Source organism: Caulobacter sp. LjRoot300 (genome assembly GCF_964253875.1).
GTDB lineage: Bacteria > Pseudomonadota > Alphaproteobacteria > Caulobacterales > Caulobacteraceae > Caulobacter.
This window is the reverse complement of sequence record NZ_CAXUSA020000003.1, coordinates 778,500-802,229: the sequence shown is the minus strand read 5'-3', so window position 1 is coordinate 802,229 and position 23,730 is coordinate 778,500. Positions and strand designations below refer to the sequence as shown.

At 68.2% G+C, this 23,730-nt stretch carries 15 protein-coding genes; 2 read left to right on the top strand and 13 right to left on the bottom strand.

Annotated features, from left to right (window positions below; translation table 11 throughout):
* Positions 1 to 59 precede the first annotated feature (59 nt).
* A complete protein-coding gene (locus ACSQ2G_RS13855; RefSeq protein WP_436031733.1) occupies positions 60 to 2,054 on the top strand; it encodes a TonB-dependent receptor in 1,995 nt (664 codons plus the stop codon).
* 405 nt (positions 2,055 to 2,459) lie between these two features.
* Positions 2,460 to 4,664 (top strand): beta-glucosidase family protein, encoded by a 2,205-nt coding sequence (locus ACSQ2G_RS13850; RefSeq protein ID WP_436031732.1) that lies wholly within the window; start codon positions 2,460 to 2,462, stop codon positions 4,662 to 4,664.
* Between the two features lie 90 nt (positions 4,665 to 4,754).
* Here the strand turns inward: ACSQ2G_RS13850 and ACSQ2G_RS13845 are convergent, their stop codons facing one another.
* The 13 genes from ACSQ2G_RS13845 to ACSQ2G_RS13785 all read right to left on the bottom strand — a co-directional run bounded on the left by ACSQ2G_RS13845 (position 4,755) and on the right by ACSQ2G_RS13785 (position 23,510).
* Positions 4,755 to 6,131, bottom strand: coding sequence for an HlyD family type I secretion periplasmic adaptor subunit (locus tag ACSQ2G_RS13845; protein WP_436031730.1), 1,377 nt, complete (start codon positions 6,129 to 6,131; stop codon positions 4,755 to 4,757).
* Positions 6,128 to 7,924, bottom strand: coding sequence for a type I secretion system permease/ATPase (locus tag ACSQ2G_RS13840; RefSeq protein ID WP_436031729.1), 1,797 nt, complete (start codon positions 7,922 to 7,924; stop codon positions 6,128 to 6,130). Before ACSQ2G_RS13840 ends, ACSQ2G_RS13845 begins: the two co-directional genes overlap by 4 nt.
* A complete protein-coding gene (locus ACSQ2G_RS13835) occupies positions 7,921 to 11,283 on the bottom strand; it encodes a DUF7507 domain-containing protein (protein ID WP_436031727.1) in 3,363 nt (1,120 codons plus the stop codon). Before ACSQ2G_RS13835 ends, ACSQ2G_RS13840 begins: the two co-directional genes overlap by 4 nt.
* Positions 11,284 to 11,855: 572 nt before the next feature.
* Positions 11,856 to 12,254: a MucR family transcriptional regulator gene (locus tag ACSQ2G_RS13830; RefSeq protein ID WP_436031725.1), complete on the bottom strand. Its 399-nt coding sequence runs from the start codon at positions 12,252 to 12,254 to the stop codon at positions 11,856 to 11,858.
* A 64-nt stretch (positions 12,255 to 12,318) separates the two neighbouring features.
* Positions 12,319 to 13,878 (bottom strand): SulP family inorganic anion transporter, encoded by a 1,560-nt coding sequence (locus ACSQ2G_RS13825; protein ID WP_436031723.1) that lies wholly within the window; start codon positions 13,876 to 13,878, stop codon positions 12,319 to 12,321.
* Positions 13,875 to 14,570 carry a carbonic anhydrase gene (locus tag ACSQ2G_RS13820; RefSeq protein ID WP_436031721.1) on the bottom strand — a complete coding sequence of 232 codons (696 nt, stop codon included), beginning with the start codon at positions 14,568 to 14,570 and terminating at the stop codon, positions 13,875 to 13,877. The genes ACSQ2G_RS13825 and ACSQ2G_RS13820 overlap by 4 nt, the downstream gene beginning before the upstream one ends.
* A 152-nt stretch (positions 14,571 to 14,722) precedes the next feature.
* Positions 14,723 to 16,045: an ATP-binding protein gene (locus ACSQ2G_RS13815; protein ID WP_436031719.1), complete on the bottom strand. Its 1,323-nt coding sequence runs from the start codon at positions 16,043 to 16,045 to the stop codon at positions 14,723 to 14,725.
* Complete coding sequence (locus ACSQ2G_RS13810; RefSeq protein WP_436031717.1) at positions 16,042 to 16,812, bottom strand: response regulator; 771 nt, start codon at positions 16,810 to 16,812, stop codon at positions 16,042 to 16,044. The genes ACSQ2G_RS13815 and ACSQ2G_RS13810 overlap by 4 nt, the downstream gene beginning before the upstream one ends.
* A gap of 202 nt (positions 16,813 to 17,014) precedes the next feature.
* Positions 17,015 to 17,254 carry a hypothetical protein gene (locus ACSQ2G_RS13805; RefSeq protein WP_436031715.1) on the bottom strand — a complete coding sequence of 80 codons (240 nt, stop codon included), beginning with the start codon at positions 17,252 to 17,254 and terminating at the stop codon, positions 17,015 to 17,017.
* A gap of 35 nt (positions 17,255 to 17,289) precedes the next feature.
* Positions 17,290 to 17,937, bottom strand: a complete 648-nt coding sequence (locus ACSQ2G_RS13800; protein ID WP_436031713.1) for a hypothetical protein — start codon at positions 17,935 to 17,937, stop codon at positions 17,290 to 17,292.
* A gap of 326 nt (positions 17,938 to 18,263) precedes the next feature.
* Complete coding sequence (locus tag ACSQ2G_RS13795) at positions 18,264 to 19,595, bottom strand: ABC transporter ATP-binding protein (RefSeq protein ID WP_436031712.1); 1,332 nt, start codon at positions 19,593 to 19,595, stop codon at positions 18,264 to 18,266.
* 13 nt (positions 19,596 to 19,608) lie between these two features.
* Positions 19,609 to 21,369, bottom strand: coding sequence for an ABC transporter permease (locus tag ACSQ2G_RS13790; RefSeq protein WP_436031710.1), 1,761 nt, complete (start codon positions 21,367 to 21,369; stop codon positions 19,609 to 19,611).
* A gap of 284 nt (positions 21,370 to 21,653) precedes the next feature.
* Complete coding sequence (locus tag ACSQ2G_RS13785; RefSeq protein WP_436031708.1) at positions 21,654 to 23,510, bottom strand: glycoside hydrolase family 35 protein; 1,857 nt, start codon at positions 23,508 to 23,510, stop codon at positions 21,654 to 21,656.
* Positions 23,511 to 23,730: the final 220 nt, after the last annotated feature.

The window sequence follows — 23,730 nt, the reverse complement described above, 5'->3', positions numbered from 1 at the left end:
CTTGGAGAGCGTTACGGTATAACATAATGGAGGCGTGAGCATTCTTTCATGAGGGTCAAATGCGACTGCGTACGATGTTGCTGGCGGCGGCCGGAGCCGGGGGCCTGTTGGCCTGCGCGAGCCAAGCCGGAGCCCAGGATCTAGGCCATTCGGTGTCCGAGGTGGTGATTACCGCTTCGCCCCTGGCGGGTGACCCCGATCGCTTCGCGACGATCGTCGAACAGGTGAGCCGTGACCAGGTTCTGAGCAACGGTGGGGCCAGCCTGGCCGACGCCCTGCGCAACGTGCCGGGCGTGGCCGGGACGGGCTTCGCGGCGGGCGCCAGCCGCCCGGTGATCCGCGGCATGGACGCCCAGCGGGTGAAGCTGGCCGAGAACGGCCTGTCCAGTTCGGACGTCTCTGACGTCGGTCCCGACCACGGCGTGCCGATCGATCCGCTGGCGGCGCAGCAGATCGAAGTGGTTCGCGGCGCGGCCACCCTGCGCTACGGCAGCCAGGCGATCGGCGGCGTGGTCAACGTCATCAATAACCGCATCCCGCTCAAGCCGATCGACGGGATCGAAGGCGAAACAACGGCGGCCTATTCCACCAGTTCGGCGACCGGCGAGGGCACGGTCAGCCTCGACGCGGGGCAGGGACCGTTCGCGGTCCACCTGGACGGCTTCGGTCGTCGGGCCAGCAACTACGACACGCCCGACGGCGTGCAGCCCAACTCGTTCTTCCGCGGCAACGGCTATTCGGGCGGCGCGTCCTACTTCTTCGGCGACGACAGCCGCGTCGGGGCCAGCGGCACGCACTACGAAGCGCGCTACGGCATTCCGTCCGACGACACCTTCATCCGCATGAAGCAGGACAAGGGCGCCGTGGGCGGGTCGTTCAAGTTTAGCCAAGGCCTGCTGCAGCGGATCAACGTCGACGCGGGCTACGCGGACTACACCCACAGCGAGATCGATCCCGAGACCAACGCGGTCCTGTCGACCTTCAACAACAAGGAGTGGGACGGACGGATGGAGGCCCTGTTCGGCGCCACCGGCCCGCTCTCGGCCTCGGCGCTCGGCGTCCAGTTCCAGGACCGAAAGTTCAGCGCCCTGGGCGAAGGGGCCGACTATCTGCTGCCCACCCACACCCAGAGCGCCGCAGCCTTCGCCTTCGTGGAGGCCCCGGTCGGGGCCCTGCAGTTCCAGGGCGCGGCGCGTGTCGAGCACGTCAAGATCGACGGCACGCCGGCCACGGGGATCGAGACGAGCCGCGACTACACGCCCTTCAGCCTGTCGGCCGGCTTCACATACGACGCTTCCGACGCCCTACGCCTGGGCCTGACGGTCGCCTCGGCGGCGCGGGCGCCGGCCCAGACCGAACTGTTCGCCCGGGGGCCGCACGACGGCCCGGCAACGTTCGAGACCGGCGATCCGGAGCTGAAGATCGAGCGCGCCAACTCTCTGGAGGCGACGGCGCGCTACAAGCTCGGTTCGGAAGGCCGCATCGAGGCCTCGGCCTGGGCCGCGCATTTCGACAACTACATCTACGGCGCGCTGACCGGGCGCCTGTGCGACGAGGATGGGGTCTGCGAAGTCGGCGGCGACGGCGAGCTCAAGGAACTCAACTACGGCCAGCGCGACGCCAACTTCTGGGGCCTTGAGGCCAAGGCGTTCTTCCCGCTGGCCTCGGTGGGCGGCGGTAAGCTGTCGGGCCAGGTGCTGGGCGACTATGTCCGCGCCAAGTTCACGGGCGGCGGCGGCGACGTGCCGCGCATCCAGCCCGGCCGGTTCGGCGGCGGCCTCGACTGGGACAACGACGTCGTCGACGCCAGTTTCCTGGTGCTGGCCGTGTCCTCGCAGGACCATGTCGGCGTGGCCGACCTGGCGACCGACAGCTACACCTCGGTCGACGCCCAGGTCCGCTGGAAGCCGTTCAAGGCCAAGCCGGGGATCGCGCTGACGCTCGTCGGCCACAACCTGGCCGACGAGACGATCCGCAACGCCACGGCGCTGAACAAGGATTCGGTCGTCATGCCGGGCCGCGACGTGCGCCTGGTGCTCAGCGCCAAGTTCTGACGAGACGGCGATCCCGCCTTCCCACGAGGCGGGATCGCTGGCGAGCCGGTCTGCTCGCTTTCGAGACTCAATAGACCGCATGATGTGACGTCGTGACGTCCACATCATGCGGTCGTCTTGTTTCTGGGGGACGGGGGACGGGGGACGGCGGGGCGGCCTGGCGGCGTTCGTACAACGGGCGTCACAAACGGGTTTAGATCCAATCGAAGCGCGGCTCCGGGCTGGCCCGGCACGGCCGATCATTTGACAGGCTTGAAGCCCGCGACGCTTCCGACAGCGGTGTCTTTCGCGGGCGGTATAGACAACGTTGTCGCAGTCTCATACGACAACGTTGTCGTTGCGGCGCTCGAACCCGTCCGACGGAAGGCCTCCGCCGGAGGGGCCGGAGGAAACACAGGGCATTTCATGATCATTCGCACCCTCACGCTCGCCTCAAGCCTCGTCGTCCTGGCGGCCACGACCTCGACCCATGCGGCGACGCCATCCGACAGGCCTTGGATGAATCCGAAGCTCTCGCCGGACGAACGCGCGGCGCTGCTGGAGAAAGAGCTGACCCTGGACGAACGTATCGGGCTGGTCCATGGGCCGATGTCGATGCCGATCTTCGGCATCACCAAGCCCGAGGGCGCGATCGGCTCGGCCGGCTACATTCCCGGCATTCCGCGCCTGGGCGTGCCGGCCCTGCAGGAAAGCGACGCCAGTCTCGGCGTCACCAACCCGCTGGGCGTGCGGCCGGGCGACGGCGCCACGGCGCTGCCGTCGGGCCTGTCGCTGGCGGCGACCTTCAACGCCAAGCTGGCCTATGAGGGCGGGGCGGTGGTTGGGCGCGAAGCGCGGGCCAAAGGCTTCAACGTCCAGCTGGCCGGCGGCGTGAACCTGGCGCGCGATCCCCGCAACGGCCGCAACTTCGAATATCTGGGGGAGGACCCTTGGCTGGCCGGCAATCTGGCCGGCGCGTCGATCAAGGGCATCCAGGACCAAGGGATCGTCTCGACGATCAAGCACTTCTCGCTGAACGGCCAGGAGACCAGCCGCCATTTCGCCAATTCGGTGATCGATGAAGCCGCGCACCGCGAAAGCGACCTGCTGGCCTTCCAGATCGCCATCGAGAAGGGCCAGCCCGGTTCGGTGATGTGCGCCTACAACCTGGTCAACGGCGACTACAGCTGTGGCAACGACCACCTGCTGAACGGCGTGCTCAAGCGCGATTGGGGTTACAAGGGTTGGGTGATGTCGGACTGGGGCGCGGTCCATGCCACCGACTATATCGTCAAGGGGCTGGACCAGCAGTCGGGTGAACAGCTGGACGCCAAGGTCTGGTTCAGCGCGCCGCTTAGGGACGCGGTCGAGAAGGGCGAGATCCCGGCCGCGCGACTGTCGGACGCCAGTCGCCGCATCCTGCGTTCGATGTTCGCCGTCGGCCTTTTCGAGAAGCCGGTGGCGCCTGGCGGCGCGATCGACTACGCGGCCAACGCCGAAATAGCTCACGCCGCGGCGGCCGAGGGCATCGTCCTCCTGAAGAACCGCGAAGGCCTGCTGCCGCTGGCCGGCGCCGCCAAGACCATCGCCGTGATCGGCGGCCACGCGGACGCCGGCGTGCTGTCGGGCGGCGGCTCGTCCCAGGTCGTGCCGCCGGGCGGCGCCAAGCGTGTGGTGCCGCTGGGCGGCGAGGGCATGATGGGGCCGTTCCGCAGCGAATACTTCAACGGTTCCTCGCCCCTGGCCGCCATCCGCAAGGCCGCGCCGGACGCCAAGGTCACCTTCGACGACGGGCGCTACGTGTCCGCCGCGGTCGCCGCCGCCAAGGCCGCCGACATCGTGGTGGTGTTCGGCAACCAATGGATGGGCGAGGGTGAGGACGCTCCCGACCTGTCGCTGCCGAACGGCCAGGACGCCCTGATCGCCGCGGTCACGGCCGCCAATCCCAACACCGTCGTGGTGCTGCAGACCGGCGGCCCGGTGTCGATGCCCTGGCTCGGCCAGGCCGGCGCGGTCGTCGAGGCCTGGTATTCGGGCGCCAAGGGCGGCGAGGCGATCGCTGACGTCCTGTTCGGGGCGGTCAATCCCTCGGGTCGCCTGCCCATGACCTTTCCGGCCGCCATCGGCCAGTATCCTCGCGCCCAACTGCCAGGCCTGGGACTGCCGGAAAAGACGCGCTTCGACGTCGTCTATTCCGAGGGGGCGGAGGTCGGCTACCGGCGCTTCGCCGGGACGGGCGAGAAGCCTCTGTTCCCCTTCGGCTACGGCCTGTCCTACACGACTTTCAGCTTCGCGAACCTGACGGTGACCGGCGGCCCGACCCTGACGGTGAGCTTCGATGTCGCCAATACCGGCCAGCGTCCGGGGAAGGCCACGCCGCAGGTCTATCTCACCGATGCGGCGGGCCGGCCGGTTCAGCGTCTGATCGGATTCGACAAGGTCGATCTCAGGCCCGGCGAGACGCGCCGCGTCGCCCTTACCGCCGACGCGCGCGTGCTCGGCCGCTTCGACGCCAAGGCCAACCGCTGGGTGCTCGACGCCGGCCGCTATCAGGTCGGCGTCGGCGGCGCGTCGAACGACCTGGCTCTGCGCGGCGCGGCGAACCTCAAGGCCGGAACCCTGAAACCCTGACTCGTCGCATAGGAGCCGCCGGACGTTAGCGAGAAGACTTGGACCCCGGTTGCGGAGTGGACGCCTCGCGTAAGACGATGCGCGCAGCGCTCACTGCTCGCGGAAGGCCCGGAACAGCCGCTGCTGCAGCGGCTCGACCAGGTACTGCAGGGCCGTGCGCTTGCGCAGCGGCACCACCACCTCGACCGGCAGGCCGGCCTTCAGCATCGGCGCTTCGCGGCCCGGCTGCTTGAGGGCGGCCAGCTCTTCCGGCGGCACGGCGACCTCGGCGCGGAAATAGCGGGCGCCGGTCTTCTCGTCGGTGAAGCCGTCGGCCGACAGCTTGGTCACCTTGCCCTCCAGCAGCGGCAGGTGGCGGTCATGGAAGGCGCTCAGCCGCACGTCGGTGGTCTGGCCGACATGGATGTCGTCGGCGTCGTTGGCCGCGACCCGGGCCTCGATGACCAGCGGCGCGCGGCGCGGCACGATCTCCATCAGGGTGTCGCCGGGCTGGGCCAGGCCGCCGACCGTGAACACCTTCAGCCCCACCACCTGGCCCGAGGCCGGGGCGCGGACCATGCCGCGGGACAGCTGGTCGCGGGCCGCCGACAGCTTGGGCTTCAGCTCGTTGAGGTCGACCTCGGCGGCGCGCAGGTCGACGATCACCTCGTCCATCCGCTGGCGGTCGCCCTGCAGGGCCTGCATCCGGGTCTCGCCGATGCCCTCGCGGGCGCTGGCGGCCTGGGCGCGGAAGGCGCCGTCGGCCCCGGCTAGGTCGGCGGCGGCGCGCTCCAGCGCCCGCACCCGGGTCAGGGGCGCATAGCCCTGGGCGGCCAGCTTCTTCATGCCCTCCAGCTCCTCGCCGATCAGCCGCTGCTGCTCGCGATTGGCGTCCAGCTGTCGCTCGTAGCCATGGATCTGTTCGCTGAGCTGGCTGGCGCGCTCGCCCAGCACCCCGTGCTGGGAGTCCCGCGCGCCCCGCCGGGCGGCCAGCTGGCGGCGCTCCAGCGCCAGGGCCTCGTCGGCCAGTAGCTTGTCCTCGGGCACCAGACCGATGAAGGCCACGGGAACCGGCGGCTCGGCCAGGCCGTCGCGCTCGGCGATCAGCCGGGCCCGCTGGGCCTCGACCGCGAACAGCCGCGAGGCCAGGGCCCGCTCCTGGGCGCGGATGTCCTGGACATTGATCTCGAGCAGCACTTGGCCCTGGCGAACCACGTCGCCCTCCTGCACGCGCAGGGCCGAGATCACCCCGCCCTCGCGGTGCTGCACCGCCTGGCGGCTGCCCGACACCGCCACCACGCCGGGGGCGTAGGCGCCGGCGTCCAGCGGGGCCAGGGCCGCCCAGCCTAGGAAGCCGACGAAGAAGGCCCCCGCCGCGGCCAGGCCGACGCGCAGCTCCCAGCGGGTCCCGTCGCTGGGACCGTCGTCCTCCAGCACCCCGGCCGGGATGATGTCGTCATAGGTCGAGCGGATCAGCGAACTGGTCATGGCTGCCTCGTGGCGCGAAGGTCGGCCTCGCTGTTGGCGGCGCGCGGCAGGCTGGCGACGCGGGCCTCCAGCGCCTTGAGCACGTCACGTCTTGGGCCGTAGAGATCAACCACGCCCTCGCGCAGCACCAGCAGCTTGTCGGCTATGCCCAGGATGTTGAGCCGGTGGGCGATGACCACAAGGGCCGCCCCCCGGGCCTTCTGGGCGGCGACGGCGTGCTCGAGCGCGGTCTCGCCCTCGGAGTCGAGGTTGGAGTTGGGCTCGTCGAGCACGAAGATCCGCGGCTCGCCGTACAGGGCCCGGGCCAGGGCCAGGCGCTGGGCCTGGCCGGCCGAGAGGCCGCCGCCGTTGGGCCCCAGTTGGGTCTCGTAGGCGTCGGGCAGCCGCAGGATCATCTCGTGCGCCCCGGCGGCCACGGCCGCGGCCACGGCCCGGGCGTCGATCTCGGCCGGGTCGCTCTCGAGGATGCTGGCGAAGCGGGCGATGTTCTCCTTCACCGTGCCGGCGAACAGGCCGCAGTTTTGGGGCAGGTAGCCGATATGGGCGGCCAGCCGTTCCTGCTGCCAGTCGGCCAGGTCGGCGCCGTCGACCCGGATGCAGCCGTGGTCGGGGGCCAGGGCCCCGACCAGCAGCCGGGCCAGGGTGGTCTTGCCGGCCCCGCTGGGACCGACGACGCCGATGATCTCGCCGGGGTTCACGTCGAACGAGACCCCGCGCAGGATCATGCCGGACCCGTCCGCGGTGCGGACGCTGGCCTGCTCGGCCCGCAGCCGCCCTTGGGGATCGGGCAGCCGGGTGCGCGGGATCGGGGTCGGGGCCTGGCGGAACAGCTCGACCAGGGTGTTGAAGCCCTCGCGGGCTTGGATCACGCCCTTCCAGGCGCCGACGATCTGCTCGATCGGCGCCAGGCTGCGGCTGAGCAGGATCGAGGCGGCGATCACCCCGCCGGCCGAGATCTCGTGCTTCACGGCCAGCCAGGCGCCGGTGCCCAGGGCCAGGGACTGCAGGGTCAGGCGCAGGAAGCGGATCAGGCCCGAATAGATCCCGCCGGTGAACTGGGCGCCGGCCTGCAGGCCGACGGCGGTGCGGCGTTCGATCAGCTGGCGGACGATCAGCGGCTGGCGCATGCCCAGGGCCCGGACCAGGCCGCCCTGCGAGGCGATGGCCTCCTGGGCGGCGTAGGCCTGGGTCGAGGCCTCGTGCAAGGCTCCCAGTTTGGCGCGGGTGGCCCGTTCGTTGAGGATGGCCAGGACCAACAGGGCCAGGGCTCCGCAGACCGAGATCGCGCCCAGCACCGGGTGGAGGATGAAGCACAGGGCCAGGTAGATCGGGGTCCAGGGCGCGTCCAGCAGGGCCAGGGCGGCCGGGCCGGCGACCACGCCGCGGAAGGCGTCGAACTCGCGCATCGCCTGGCGCAGTCGCGGCCCCGCCCCTCGGTCCAGGCCGCCGGTCAGGCGGGCCAGGACCTCGGCGGCCAGTTCGCGGTCGAGCCGCAGGCCCAGCCGGACCAGGACCCGCTGGCGCAGGCTGTCCAGCATGGCCAGGGTGGCCAGGGCGAAGACCACGGCCACCGTCAGGAAGACCAGGGTCAGGATCCCGCCCGTGGGCAGGACCCTGTCGTAGATCTGGAGCATATACAGCGTCGGGGCCAGGTAGAGGATATTGACCAGGGCGCTGAAGCCGGCGGCGATCAACACATGCCGCCGGCAGGTTCGCAGCGCGGTGGCGAGCGGCTCAGGGATCTGTTTCCGGGTCCGAGCCGCTCGTTCCCCAGCCGCGCTGCGCCCGCTCATGCCAGCACGTCTTCGTGATAGCGGACCAGGGCGTCGACGAACACGTGGTCGTCGGCGTCGCAGGAATAGGCCACGCCATTGACCGTGCCGAAGTTGTTGTACTCGTCCAGGGCGGTGTGAAGCGCCGCGCCGGAACCCTGCCACGCCGCGCTGCTCTGCTTGACGGCCGCGCCGTTGAAGTCGGCGATCCCGTCATGGTTGGCGTCGGCATATTGCTGCAGCCAGTCGATCGCGAGGTCCATCTTGTGGGCCGGACTGTTGAGATCGGTCGGATCACCAGACGGATTGCCGGCCTCGAAGTTGAGCCAGGCGGCGATCGCGTCGCGTCCCAGCACATAGCGGGCGTCCTGCTGCGTCTTCTGCGAGGCGTCGATGACCTTCAGGGCCAGGGCCAGCGACATCTGCAGGGTGTCTTCGCCGGCGTCGGTGACCCCGTTGCCGTTGTCGTCGCCGAGCAGGATGTAGCGTTCCTCCTTGTTGCTGCTGCCGGCGTCAGGCCCGTCGTTGATGCTGTTGTTGAAGGCCAGCAACTCGCCGGTCGGGAACTCGGGACCCGACTTGGTTTCATTGCCGACCGTGCCGTCCCAGAAGGTCAGGCCGTTGGGCGACAGCCAGAAGCCGGGCGTCCGCACCCCGACGCAGTCGATCAGGCCGAAATAGTAGGCCAGGTCATGATCGGTCACCGGCCCGCCGGAATAGGTCCCGGTGGCGGTGGCGTCGTTGACGTGCTGGCCCGCGACCCACGAGGCGTCGTAGTAGAAGGTGTCGGTCTCGCCGACGTCGAGCGTGCCCAGCGACATCGCCGTGCCCGCCGCCGCGCCGTTCAGGTCGAACACCGAGTCGGTGACCGTGGCGTTCGTCAGGCTGACATTGCCGGTGTTGCTCACCACGAACTTGAACTGGATGTCCGCGCCCGAGGTGGCGACCGGTCCTTGCGGACTGTCAGCGTCGTCCCAGGTCAGGCCGCCGTCGATCGACACGTATTTCTCGATGTCGATGCCGGCACGTTGCTCGACGGGCACATTGGCGTCGTCGGTGTCGGGGCCCGTTTCGTTGGAGTCGGCCGTGGCGGTGTTCTGCAGCAGGCCGTCGCCGCCGCCGTTGGAGTCGAGCTCGGCCTGGGTGACGGTGTGGGCCGCCGTGTAGCTCCAGGTTTCGCCGACATCCAGCACGCCGTCATTGTTGCCGACGGTGTCGGCCCCGCGGACGATCGAGCCGAGATCCGCGAACGGATCGGTGACCGTCACGTCGGTCAGGCTGGTATTCCCGGTGTTGGCGAGGCTGATCGTGTAGCTGATCAGCTCGCCGGCCGCGTCCGCCGTACCACCAGGCACCGAGGCGTCCTTGGTGATGTTCAGCGAAGCGCGCTGTTCGACCGGCACGCTGGCGTCGTCGGTGTCCTCGCCGGTCTCATTGGAGTCCGCCGTGGCCACGTTCTGCAGCAGGCCGTCGCCGCTGCCGTTGGAGTCGATCTCGGCCTGGGTGACGGTGTGAGCCGCCGTATAACCCCAGGTTTCGCCGACTTCGAGCAGGGCGTCGTTATCGCCCGACACGTCGGCCCCGCGCACGATCGAGCCGACATCCGCGAACGGATCGGTGACGGTCACGCCGGTCAGGGTGGTGTTGCCGGTGTTGGCGACGGTGATCGTGTAGCTGATCAGCTCGCCGGCCGCGTCGGCCGTACCACCAGGCACCGAGGCGTCCTTGGTGATGTTCAGGCTGGGCCTTTGATCAATCGGCACGCTGGCGTCGTCGGTGTCGGGACCGGTCTCGTTGGAGTCCGCCGTGGCGACGTTCTGCAGCAGGCCGTCGCCGCCGCCGTTGGAGTCGATCTCGGCCTGGGTGACGGTGTGGGCCGCCGTATAGCCCCAGGTTTCGCCGACTTCGAGCAGGGCGTCGTTGTCGCCGACCACGTCGGCCCCGCGGACGATCGAACCGACATCCGCGAACGGATCGGTCACCGTCACGCCGTTGAGCGTCATGTTGCCGGTGTTGGCGACGGTGATCGTGTAGCTGATCATCTCGCCGGCCCAGTCGGCCGTGCCGCCCGGAACGCTGGCGTCCTTGGTGATGTTCAGGGCCGGGTTCTGGGCGACCGGGATCGAGGCGTCATCGGTGTCGGCGCCGGTCTGGTCGCTGTCGGCCGTGGCGGTGTTGTCGATCGTGCCGCCGGCGTCGATCTCGGCCTGGGTGACCGTGTGGGTGGCCGTGTAGTGCCAGGTCTCGGTCAGGTCGAGGACGTTGTCATGGTCGACGTCGCCGCTGTTGAAGCCGCTGGACAGCACCGGGGCCAGGTTCGACACGAACGGGTCGGTCACCGTCACCCCGGTCAGGGCGACATTGCCGGTGTTGGCGACGCTGATCGTGTAGCTGACCACCTCGCCGGCCCAGTCGGCCGTGCCGCCGGGGACGCTGGCGTCCTTGGTGATGTTCAGGGCCGGATTGGGCAGGAAGTTGCCGATCTGGACGCTGTAGTTGCCGGCGCTGGAGACGTCGACCGTCTCATAGTCGCCGGTGGTCTGCACCCAACCGGCCTGCAGCACCTCGTCGATGCGCACGGACTCCAGCGAGGTGCCGACGCCAGCGAACTGGAAGGCGCCGTTGGCGTCGGTGACCGTCGAGCGTTCGCCCAGGTCGAGCACGCCGTTCTCATTGCTGTCGATGAAGATGGTCCAGCCGGCCAGGCCGACCTCGCCCGCGTCCTTGACGCCGTCGCCGTCGGTGTCGCCGAACTTGACGCCGTTGATGGTCGACACCTTCTCGGTGTTGAACTCTTCGAAGCCGTCATTGGCCGCGTAGATGGTGCCGGGCGTGCCGAAGTCGGCGTACATGGTGATGTAGTCGGTGCTGAAGTCGGCCCCGGCGAACGACGACACCGGCACATAGAAGACGTAGTCGTCATTGCCGCTGCCGGACGAGTGGGCGTCGAGCAGCAGGCGTGTGTCGCCATTTCCGTCCAGGTCGAAGACCTTGGTGAAGTCGGAATCCAGTTCATGGGTCGCTGAGACGTAGTCCGCGCTCGTCGCGGGATCCGAGGAATAATAGAGCTTCAGGCTGGTCAGCGAGATCAGGGTGTTGGCGTTGGTCTGGTTGAGGTCGAGCCGGAACTCGAAGTATTCGACGCCATTGATGATTTTGACCGGGATGTCGTTGAACGTCAGGCTGCTGGTCTTGCTCTGGTCGGTATCGAGAACGCCCGTGGCGTCGGTGTTGAAGCCCATTTCATCGCCATCGTTGTCGTCGATGCCGAGGAAGGGGGAATAGATGCCGGTGCCCGATCCGATCGGGTCGCCATAGGTTACGATGACGCCGTCGATCGTCGTGGTACTGCCGGGTGTAGTAAGGTCGATGTCGGCCATGACTGGCTCCTGAACATTCCGCGCGCGCGTGCAGGTCCCGCTCGTGGCGCGATCCAAGGGGAGGCTTCCGTCACGGCGTCGACGTCGGAGCTTGCTGGGAAGGGCTCCGGCGTCGATACCGGAGGCGCGCGCGCCATCTCCTGAACGTTGGAGGGGAGTAGGGAGGACTCCCTACATGTATCCACCACCATCGCCGCCCACGGAACGTCACGTTTGCCAACGCGAAGCGAAACAGGCATTAGCGATCTTCCCGGACGCGATCTGTGTCAATAGTGTTGATAGCTATGTTTAAGTGACAATTTGCAAATTAATAGGCAATAGAAACTACATTATAGATCAAGATTTACTAGTATAGTATCGTTACTTATTCTTGCTCATGATCCGCCTCGTTAGGCGAGCGCCTAACCTACTCGCACGGCGGCGCGTGACGGATGTGATCAGCCGCTTCCTCTCCGGCTTCGAATGACAGCGCGATCCTGCCAGATGATCATCAAGGACGATGGCGGGAGCCATGGTCGGGCGCTCGACAACGCCGCGCGTCCTACCTGGGGTTGCGCTAGACGGGGCGTCCGCTAAGCCGCTACATCGCCTAACCGCCGGCCGCGCGCGGCGTTGGCGCGCAGGTCCGAGAAGCTTTGGGCCACGAGCGGGTAGTCTCCAGGCAGTCCCCATTTGCGGCGATACTGCTCGTCGGTCAGCCCCAATTGTCTCAAGTGGCGGCGCAGCGAGCGATACCGTCGACCATTCTCGAAGCTGATGATCGCGTCCCGGGTGATGCTGGCGGCGATTTCCTCGGGCGTCGGGGGCTTGCTCGGCTCCAGGCTTCGCGAAGGCGCGAGCGCCGTCTCGATCGCGGCGTAGGTGCGGGCGCAGAGGCCCGGCAGGTCATCGGGCGAAACGATGTTGTTTCTGAAATAAGCGCAGAGGACTTGAGCCGTGATCTTGGCGGCGCGCTCCTGGGCCTTGGTCATCGGGATCTCTCGAAGAAGCAGGGCCCGGGAGCAGAAGCTCCCTGGGCCCTGTGCGGCGTGGGGATCAGTGCGCAACGGCCGCGCGAAGCCTGTCGCCAAAGGCGCAAGGGCTGGGCATCTCGACCTTCACTCCGGCCCGGGCCTTGCTCTTCAGCCAATCGCCGAGGGCTTCGGCGCAGGTATGGTCCAGGCAGGTCAGGGCCCGGGTGTCGAGGTGAACCAGTCCGCCGTTGGGCGCGGCGTCCAGGACCTTGGCGATCTTGGGCAACTGGACGAAGGTGGCCGCGCCCTCCAGGCGGATCTCGCTCTCATGTTCGCCCAGCGTGCGTTGGGCGATGCGCAGGCGCATCTTCCGCAGGTTGGGGATCAGCTCGAGCAGCGTCAACGCCATGCCGACCAGCACGCCGGTCAGCAGGTCGGTGGCCACCACGGCCACGAAGGTGGCCGCCCAGATCATCGCCGGCAACAGGCCATAGCGGGCGAACAGGTGACGGACGTGGTCCAGGCTGACCAGTTTCCAGCCGGTGACGACCAGCACGCCGGCCAGGGCCGCGCTGGGAACCTGGCGCAGCAGCCAGGGAAGCAGGGCGACGAACGCCAGGATCCAGGCGCCGTGCAGGATGGTCGACAGGCGCGAGACGGCGCCGGCCTGGACGTTGGCGGAACTGCGCACGATCACGCCGGTCATCGGCAGACCGCCGACCGCGCCGCACAGCATGTTGCCGACGCCCTGGGCGAACAGCTCCTTGTTGTACTTCGTACGCGGACCGTCGTGCATGCGGTCGACGGCGGCGGCCGACAGCAAGGTCTCGGCCGAGGCGATGAAGGCGACCGCGAGGGCGGTGAGCATCAGCATCGGATCGACCAGCTTGGCGAAGTCGCCCGCGCCGGGGACGGCGATCGCGGCGGCGATCGATTCCGGCACGGCGATCTTCTGGACGTCCAGGCCGAAGCCCGCGGCGACCAGGGCGCCGGCCAGCACGCCGAGCAGGGCGCCCGGGACCAGCTTCAGTTTGGCGGGGTGGAACTTCTCCCAGGCCACGATGGAGCCGATGGTCACCAGGCCGACCATCAGGGCCGCCTCGACCGCGCCGAGACTGGAGAAGGAGACGCCGCCCAGGGCGGCGGGAATGGCGGCCAGGTTTTCCAGGCCATGGGCCTTGGGCTTGTCGGCGAACAGCACGTGGACCTGACCGGCGACGATCAGCACCCCGATGCCGGCCAGCATGCCATGGACGACAGCCGGCGAGATGGCCCGGAACCATTGACCCAGCTTCAGGGCGCCGGCGACCAACTGGACCAGTCCGGCCAGCAGCAGGATCGGTCCCAGCATCGACAGTCCGTGCTTGGAGACGATCTCGAAGACGATGACGGCGAGGCCGGCGGCGGGACCGCTGACCTGCAGGGGGGAACCGGCCAGAGACCCGACGATGATCCCGCCGATGATCCCGGTCAGCAGGCCGCGCTCGGCCGGAACGCCGGAGGCGACGGCGATGCCCATGCAGAGCGGCATCGCCACGAGGAAGACGACGATCGAGGCGGTGAAGTCGCGCGACAGGATCGTGGAGAGCTCGAGCTTGCCGCCCGGCGTCGTCTTGGGGGAGGAAACAGCTGCCTGGGTCATTCGGCGGCGATGCCCAGATGATCGGCGGCGACCATGCGGCGGGCTGGGCGCTGGGCGACGGGAAGGGGCGCGCCCTCGTAGACCTGCTCGAACTGGCCGGTGTCGCCGTTATAGGCCTGGATCTGCCCGGTCTCGATCTCGAAGAACCAGCCGTGCAGGGTCAGCTCGCCCTTGGCGATGGCCGAGGCTACCGACGGATGGGTGCGCAGGTGGTTGATCTGGACGACGACGTTCTCAAGCGACAGGGCGCGGGTCCGGCCGTGCTCGTCGAGGTGTCCGTAGCAGGAGCAGACGACGCTGTGGGCCGCATGGGCATGGCGCAGCCAGGCGGCGACATTGGGCATCTTCTCCAGCGCCTCGGGATGCGAGAAGGCCTTCATGGCCCCGCAGTCGGAGTGGCCGCAGACGACGATGTCGCGCACGCCCAGGGCGACGACGGCGTACTCCACCGCCGACGAGACCCCGCCATTGGCCTGCGAGAAGGGCGGTACGATGTTGCCGGCGTTGCGGCAGACGAACAGGTCGCCGGGCACGGCCTGGGTGATCAGCTCGGGCACGACACGGGAGTCGGCGCACGAGATCATCAGGGCCTTGGGACTCTGGCCGTGACTGGCCAGACGCTCGTAGAGGGCGCTCTGGGCGGGGAAGACCTGGCCGCGAAACAAGGCGGCGCGTTCGAGAAACTGTTCCAAGGGACCTCCGTCGAATGGCCGCCGCGACGCGAGGAAAGGGGATGCAAGCGCCGCGGGCGTCGCGGCGAGAATTCGCCTGACGCACCGCCGAAGGTCGTTCGGGGGCTTTGCTGCGGTGCAGCGGCTTTGTGACAAAGGATGTCAGGGGTGCGTCAGAGCGCCGGCAACCGCAGTTCGACGCGGAGCCCGCCTTGGGGGCGGTTCTTCAAGACGAGAGTCCCGCCCTCGCGCTGCAGGATCTGCTGGACAATGGTCAGGCCTAGTCCCAGGCCAGCGGTGTTACGAGCCCGCGCGCTGTCCAGGCGATGGAACGGCTGCAGCACCTCGGCCAGCTCGGCCTCTGGGATGCCCGAGCCGGCGTCCTCGACCGCCAGCACCGCCGTGGAGCCTTGGTAGGCCAGGGTCAGGGTCGCCTGGCCGCCATAGTGCAGCGCGTTCTCGACGATGTTGCTGATCGCCCGCTTCAACGACACCGGTCGCGCCTGGACAGCCGCATGATCGAGGCCGGCGTAGGTGGCGGGTCGACCCATGTCCACGGCGTTGTCCACCACCGTCATGGCGATGGCCGCCAGGTCGGTGCGACGCGGCGGCTCGGGGTCTTCCTGGCCGCCCAGATAGGCCAGCAAGGAGTCGAGCATGGCGGTCATCTCGTCGACATCGGCCTCCAGCGCCTCGCGCGCGTCTGGGTCGCCGACGAAGCCCGCTCGCAGGCGCAGGCGGGCCAGGGGCGTGCGCAGATCATGGCCGACCGCGGCCAAGGCCTCGGTGCGGGCCCGCAGCAGGCCGGCGATACGATCCTGCATGGCGTTGAAGGCCTTGGCCACCAGCTTCAGGTCGCCGGCCCCGGTCTCGCCGATGCGCACGTGGGCGTCCTGACCGACCTTGTCGGCGGCCTCGGCCAGAGCCCGCAGCGGACGATTGAGATTGCGCAGCACCAGGGCGGCGGCGGCGATGACGCCCAGGCCCAGGATGAAGGCCGAGCCGACGCTGCTCAGCAGCACGGCCCGGGGCGCGGCCCGGATCTTGGTCTTCAGGGTCAGCCAGGTGCCGTCGCGCAGCTTCAGCGCCGCCTTGAGGTGGGTGTCCCTCGGCAGGGCGTGGTCCTGCGCGGCGTTGAAACGCAGGTCGCGGCCACGCAGCCGGGGCGCGGCCTCCCGGAACTGGTCCTTGAATTCATGCTCGACCGAGCGCTCGCGGTCGACCAGGCTGGACCGGGGCGACCAGATCAACTGGGTTGCGCGACTGGACAGGGCCGCCGCTTCGGCGATGCGTTCGGTGCGCGGGACGTTTTCCAGGATCGCCGCCGCGGCGACCATCTGCTCGGCGGCGCGCCGGATCTGGTTATCGCGATTGGGATAGAGGCGGCTGTTCTCGAACAGGATGGAGCTGCCGATGAACTCCAGGGCCACGGCCAGCATGAGGACCAGGGTGACTTGACCGACCAGGCGCTGCGGCCAAAGCCGCAACGGCTTCATCGACGCTCCACCGCCGCCGTGAACAGGTAGCCCACACCGCGCACTGTCCGCAGCAGCGCCTCGGCTTGGCCGCTCATGGCCAGTTTACGGCGGAGCCTGCTGACCAGGACGTCGATGCTGCGGTCCGAGGCGTCGGAGAAGCGCGCGCGAGACATTTCCAGCAGGCGCTCGCGGCCGATGACGCGCTGGGGGGAACTGACGAAAGCCAGCAGCAGGTCGAACTCGGCCCCTGACAGCTCGACGAAGGTCCCGTCCGGCGACAGCAGCTCGCGACGGCCTGGATCCAGGCTCCAGCCGGCGAAGGTCATCTGCTGGTGGCCGCGCGGCTGGCTGGACTGCGACCCGCCCTGAGCGCGGCGCAGGATGGCGCGAATGCGGGCGATCAACTCCTTCTTGCTGAAGGGCTTGCCGATATAGTCGTCGGCGCCGAGCTCCAGGCCGATCAGGCGGTCGGTCTCGTCGTCCCGGGCGCTGAGCATGACGATCGGCACGTCGCTCTCGCGCCGGATGCTGCGACACAGATCAAAGCCGTTGCTGCCGGGCAGCATGATGTCCAGCAGGATGAGGTCGACGGTGTTGGTCTCGAGCACGCGGGTCATTTCGGCCCCGTGGCCCGCGCTGAGGGACTGGAAACCCTCTTCGCGCAACAGCCGCATCAAGAGTGTGCGCAGGGCCGGATCGTCCTCGACGATCAGGATGGTCGGCGCCAGCGGCGCTGTCGCCATCTCGCGCGGGAGGGCGATCGATCCGTAGCCTGAAGAATCCATATGCCCGGGTACTTAGGCGCGGCAGCCGCGCGAACAAGGCCGGAGTCGACGATTTTCCGTCCAACCTCGAACCGAAAATCCAGGATGCACGAGAAGCGTCCTGGACGAGGCTGGGCCTTGCACACGTGCGGATTAGAGCCGGCCGGGGGAGGGGCGGGCCGCTTGGACCGTCAAGTGTTCAGCGGCCCTTCGAAGACGGGGACTAGCTGGCGCGACGAGTATCGGAGGCGACATCTTCCTGCTTGGCGCCTTCCGGCCTTGATGGCTCGTTGGCCTTCGGAGAGGACTGACCGGGCGAGACCGCGGCATCGGCCGCACGCTTCTGGAGGGCCTTCTTGGCGACCTCCTGGGTGAAGGTCAGGCCTGTGCCCGCGGGACCGGCGAGAGCGGGAGAGGCCATCAGGCAGACGGCGGCGAAACTGAGGGACGCGAAAACTTTCATGTGGAAACAAACTCCAGGAAACCAAAATAGGGGGTTCAGCCGCCCGCCGAGGTCTCGGCCTTCGCCTGGGCGGCGGGCAGGGCTCGGCGATAGGCGTCGACGGCCTTCAGCAGGCCCTCGATCTCCGCGTGGGTGATGGCGGTGCGATGCTCGTCGCCGCCGTCGGACTTGAACTTGAAGCTCCAGGCGCCCGGCGCGGCGGCGGCGCGGCGCAGATCGTTCTCGGAGATGTCGAAGGCGATCTCCTCGCGGCAAAGTTCGGGCGCCTCGAACACGAAGCAGTGGCCGGCGTTGTCCTTGATCCTGGTCACCGGCGCATGGACGGGCCATTGGGCGGTTTCATAGGCCACCTCGCCGTACCCCCGGACCGGGCCCATGTAGGTGAGGACCTGACGGACCTCGAAGCGGGTGGCGCCCGAGCGCTTGTCGATCACGGCGCGCAGGTGGTTGTCGTTGGTTGACGTGCGAAACAGGCCCTTGCCAGTCTGGAAGCCGCGTTCGGAGCTGATCACCGTCTCGACATCCAGTGGATCGTCGATGACCAGGGCGCGGGCGTGAAAGTGGTCGGCGCCCAGGGCGGTCTGCTTGGTCGGCAGCAGCGTCGTCTCGGCGCTCGCCTGGCCGCTAGCGGCCAGGCCGGCCAGAGCGGTGAGAGCCAACAAAGCGGTACGGGTCTTGCTCATCCTTGTTCTCCCGAACAGGCCGCTCCATCGGGAGCCGCTTGCCATGGTTCGAGAGTGGCGAGGCAGCCTTTCGGCTCTGCATCGCGTTTGTGACAAAGGATGACAGCGGAAGCGTCTGGGCGCCGCAAGAGGTTGGCGAGCGATGAAGCGCCCTCAGGCGGTGATCCGAGCCAATGACCTCAATGACGGGCGTGGATGTCGATGGGTTGGGAAAATATTCCTACTTCGGTGGGTCTCGATCTTGCACGGCGGCCGTGGTTGGCGAACCATCGGCTTGCTCCGTGCCCAGCACCAGAGTCTTGAAGGTCATGCTCGCCTCGGCGGCTCTAGTTGGGATCGTCAAGGGTGAAGATGTCCGCGCCCTCGTCGTAAGCGAAGGCCTCGGCGTAACGGGCCCAACTGGTAACCGCCTTGAGGGTCTGCTCGGCGTAGTCGGGCGACATCGAGTCCTCCAGTTCGTCGCGGAACCGGCGGGCCGGGGCTTGATGTGAGGTTCGTTCGTCCAGCACGCGGCGGATATGGCCGGCCAGCGGCACATGGGTCAGAAGATGCTGGGCGAACAGCGACTTGCGCGCATCGACTTCGGCCTCCGCATAGCGCAGGGCCGCGGATGTCAGGCGCAGGTCGCCGCCTTCCAGCTCGGCGAACCGCAGCAACTGCAGCGTCTCGGCGATGGGGAACAGCGCGTCGGCCTCGTATTGCAGCGCCTTGGCCAGGTCCGGCATGTGGGCCTTGCCGTTGAAAGGTGCGCCATGCACCGCCTCGATCAGGCCGGCCAGGATGTTGGTCGAGACGCGGGGCAGCACCATGCTGACGCCGGTGCCCGGGAACAGTCCCTCGTTCTGGCGCCCGCCCTGCGCCTGTCCTGGCTGGGTCATCTGCACGTAGATGCCCTCGACCAGGGCCCGAAAGGCGGGGTCCAGACGATTGCGCGGCTGGGGAAGGTCGACCTTGACCGTCGAGACCACGCGTCCGGGATTGGACGAGAACACCAGGATGCGGTCGCACATCAGCACCGCCTCCTCGATGTTGTGCGTCACCATCAGGATCGCCTTGATCGGCATCCGGCCCTCGCACCACAGGTCCAGCAGGTCGGTGCGCAAGGTTTCGGCGGTCAGCACGTCCAGGGCCGAGAACGGCTCGTCCATCAGCAGGATCGAGGGATCGACCACCAGCGCGCGGGCCAGGCCGACGCGCTGGCGCATGCCGCCCGACAGCTCCTTGGGATAGGCGTTCTCGAAGCCGTCCAGGCCGATCAGGTCGATGGCCGCCAAGGCCCGTCGCCGGCGCTCGTCCGGCTTGACCCGCTTGGCCTCGAGCCCGACCTCGACGTTCTGCAGAACGGTTAGCCAGGGGAATAGGGCGAAGCTCTGGAACACCATGCTGACAGTCGTCGGCGCTTCCCCGGCCCGGGTGGGAAATTCGATCTGACCCGAGGTCGGGGTGATCAGGCCGGCGATCGACCGCAGCAGGGTCGACTTGCCGGAGCCCGACCGGCCCAGCAGGCCGACGATCTCATTGTCGCGCAGGGTTAGATCGACGTCGTCGAGCACCAGCAGGTTTGCCGCACCGGCCTTGCCGTAGAGGTGACGCACGTCGCGGACCTCGACGAGGACGTTGTCCCGGGCGGCAGTTTGGATGGGGGTGAAATGGGTCATGGGGATGTCCTCCCTAAGCCAGACGGAGACGGCGCTCGGCGAACCGGTACATCGGCCGCCACAGGGCGCGGTTGAAGGCGATGACGAAGATCGACATCACGGCGACGCCGAGGGCGACGCGAGCGTAGTCGCCGGCGGCCGTGGCCTTGGCGATGAAGGCGCCCAGGCCGGCGGCCTCCAGATGCTTGTCGCCCCAGGTGACGGCCTCGGCGACGATGCTGGCGTTCCAGGACCCGCCGGAAGCCGTTAGGGCGCCCGTGACATAGTAGGGGAAGATCCCCGGGATCCCGATCTGCCGCCACCACTGCCAGCCACGCATCCCGAAGATGCCGGCCGCCTCCTTGAGGTCACCGGGAATGGCGCTGGCCCCGGCGATGACGTTGAACAGGATGTACCACTGGGTCCCCAGCACCATCAGCGGCGACAGCCAGATGTTGGGGTTCAGGTGAAAGGCGACGATGGCCGCCACCGCGAACGGGAACATCACGTTGGCCGGGAAGGCCGCCAGGAACTGGGCGAGCGGCTGCAGGCGCTCGGCCCAGGCCGGACGCAGGCCGATCCACATGCCGACAGGAACCCAGACAACCGTCGCCAGGGCGATCAGCATCACCACCCGGACCAGCGTCGCCAGTCCTAGGCCGAACGCGGTCAGCAGGTCGGCGAACGCCAGATGAGCGCTGAGGAATTCCCACAGCACCCAGGCGCCGCCCAGACCCAGGCCGACGACCAGGGCGACCCACAGGCCGTCGAGCACCCGCCCGGTCCCGGCCGGCAGGGCCAGCCGCTGGAGCCGGACTTTGGACGGCGCCGGCCAGTCGATGGCGGCCATGGCCGTGGCGGGCCAGGTCAGCGGGGCCGACAGGGCGCGCAGCCAGCGCGTGCGGCGCACCAGGTCATAGAGCCACGACCCGGGCCGCTCGCCCGAGGCGGTCTGCTCGAAGCGGAACTTGTCGGCCCAGGCGACGATCGGCCGGAACACCAGCTGGTCGTAGAGCACGATGACCACGGCCATGGCCCCGACGCCGATGGCGACCGCCTTGATGTCCTGGCGGGCGATGGCCAGCGACAGCCACGAGCCGATGCCCGGCAGGGTGACGGTGGTGTTCCCGACCGTGATCGCCTCCGATGCCACGACGAAGAACCAGCCGCCCGACATCGACATCATCACGTTCCACACCAGGCCGGGCGTGGCGAACGGCAGTTCCAGCCGCACGAACCGCCGCCAGGGCGAGAAGGCGAACTGGCGGCTGACCTCGTCCAGGTCCGACGGGATCGAGCGCAGCGACTGGTAGAAGCTGAAGGCCATGTTCCAGGCCTGGCTGGTGAAGATGGCGAAGATCGCCGCGCACTCGACGCCCAGCTGGCGGCCGGGGAACAGGCCCATGAAGAAGGTGACGGTGAAGGTCAGGAAACCCAGCACCGGCACGGACTGCAGGATGTCCAGCGCCGGCACGATGATCAGCTCGGCCTTGCAGCTCTTGGCGGCCAGCGTCGCCACAGTGAAGGTGAAGACCAGCGAGGCGCCCAGCGCCAGGAACATCCGCAGCGTGGTACGCAGGGCGTATTCGGGCAGGCGAGCCGGGTCCAGAGTCACCGGCGTGGCGTGCAGCACGGCCAGGGACTGGCTCATGTCCTCGGTCCCGCGCACGATCAGGATCGCGGCGGCGGCCAGCAACAGGAAAGCGATCAGATCCGCCCAGGACGGGACGGTTCCGACGCGTAGAAAGCGCGCGAGCGGGCGCGCGGCCTTGGGGTCTCCGGACAGGAAAACCATGGGGCTTCACCTCGTGATTGGCCGCGAAGGGCCGTCACGGAGGAAGCCTGCTGCCAGACCCTACCGGGACGCCTTTCGCGGCGTGTTGGATCGACTGTGACTGTCGCTGGGCATGGGTCTGGGGTTTCCGTTAGGGGCTTGTGCTGCGTTGCAGCAGGAAGCTTGGCGGCGGAATGATCCTCGCCGGCCTGCTTGTCAAGCTGCTTTGCGACGCCGAACGGCTGGCGCGCGTTCGCCAGCGTTCGATGGAGGTTGGCGCAGGCTGGTGGCCGCCTTTTCGACGGCTACTGCGCCTCGCGCTTGGTCGTGACTTTCCCGAAGACCGGAGCCTTCACGGTCGTCAGGCGGTCGGTAGCGTCACCCGTCAGATCGAAGAAGACGATCCGATTAGCGCCGCGCCGCATCCACGGAGCGGGCGCGTACAGGGTGTGCACGGGTCCGACCGACCAGAACCGGCCCAGATTGCGCGCGCCGAGCCAGAGCTGCCCTTTGTGGAGACCGCGCAGGTCCAGATAGGTGTCCGCGGGCTGGTCCACCGTCATCTCGGCTTCGTAGAAGCAGGGGCCGACGCAGGGCTCGGGCGACATCCGCAGCTTGGACAGGTGGTCGTCCATCGGCAAGCGGAACATGCTCCAGTCGTCCAGCGGCGCGCCGTTCAGGGTGACGGCGCCGGTCAGTCCCGTCTGCTCGGTCCGGATGGCGTGCGAATAGTTGATGCGGCCGGTGTTCTCGACCAGGATATCGAGCGTGGCGGGGCCGGCCCGCTGGGGCAGCTCCACCGTTTCCTGGCCGAGACGACGATCCAGCGTTCCGACCAGCTTCTGGTCGACATAGACCTGGGCGTAGCTGTGCATGCCCTTGAGGACCAGGGCTCCGGCCTTACCCTTGGCCAGGGGGACCCGGTAGAGGACGTAGCCATAGTTCTGACCAAGCTCCTCGAATGTCAGCGGTTGCTTGGCGCGGACAGGCTGGGGAAGATTGCGCCACAGCGAGGCGCTGCGCCGGACCGGAGAAACCGGGAAGGTGGCGGCGACGGTCGGCGCGGGCGTGGGCGCGGCCGGCTTGCCGGTGACATCGGCGATGGCCGAGGCCAGCAGCCCGTATTTATAGCGCGGGTTGCCGGCCTCATCGAGCGGCGCGTCGTAATCGTAGCTGGTGGTGTCCGGGTGGTAATCGGTTCCGGTGTGCGAATCCGCGCCGTTCATCCAGCCGAACGTGGTGCCGCCGTGAAACATGTACAGCGACACCGAGTAGCCGCGCTTCAGCATGAAGCCCAGCTCTTCGGCCTCCTTGCGGCCGTCGGTTTCATGATGGTCTTCGCCCCACTTGTCGAACCATCCCGCCCAATATTCGCCGACCATCCGCGCCCCGTCGGGCCGGAACGCCTCAAGCTTGGCGACCGCGTTCTCGGCCCCGCCCGAGCCGAAGTTCACCACGGAAGGCAGCTGCGGCAGGGACCCCTTGGCGAGGTCGGACGCCTGGTTGGAGGTGAACAGTACGCCATCGGCCAGCCCGGCCCGGCGGTAGGTCGCTTCCAGCCCCTTGAGATAGGCCTGGTCGTCGCCGAACGCGCCGTATTCGTTCTCCAGCTGCACCGCGATGATGGGGCCGCCGTTGCGCAGCAGCAGTGGCTTGACCTCCTGGCCCAGCCGCACCATCCACCGCTCGACGGCGGCGGTGTATTTCGGGTCGGTCGAGCGCAGGACGAGGCTGCGGTCCTTCAGCAGCCACGACGGATAGCCGCCGAGCTCCCACTCGGCGCACACATAGGGGCCAGGCCGCAGGATCACGTCCAGCCCTTCGGCCTGCGCGGCGCGGATGAACGCGGCCAGGTCGTTCTGGCCGGTGAAGTCGTAGACCCCGGGGCGCGGTTCGTGCGCGTTCCAGAACGCGTAGGTGGTGATGGTGTTCAGGCCCATCGCCTTGGCCTTGCGCAGGCGGTCGCGCCAATAGGCCCGTGGGATGCGGACATAGTGCATCTCGGCCGAAATGACCTGGTAGGGCTTGCCGTCCTTCAGGAACCCGGCGCCGTCGACCGTGAAGCTGTGCGCCGGGGCGCGGGGCTGCGCCTTGACGGGCAAGGACGACAGCGCCGACGCCGAAAACGCCGCGCAAAGCATCAATCGAACGGTCCGCTTCACATGTCTCTCCCGCACCCATGGCGCCGATGGTTCAGAATCAATTTTCCCGAATAGGACGGCCTTACCTTAGCGATGACGAGCCCGGCTAGGATACGGCTTCTCGGCGGTCGGCGCACGCCTGTTGCGCGCCCTCCCGCCGTGGCCAGGCTGGCGATCGGCGCTCGCGGTGCTCGACCAAATCGCGGCGACGGCGTATCGCCTTTCACGAGACTGAAGAAAG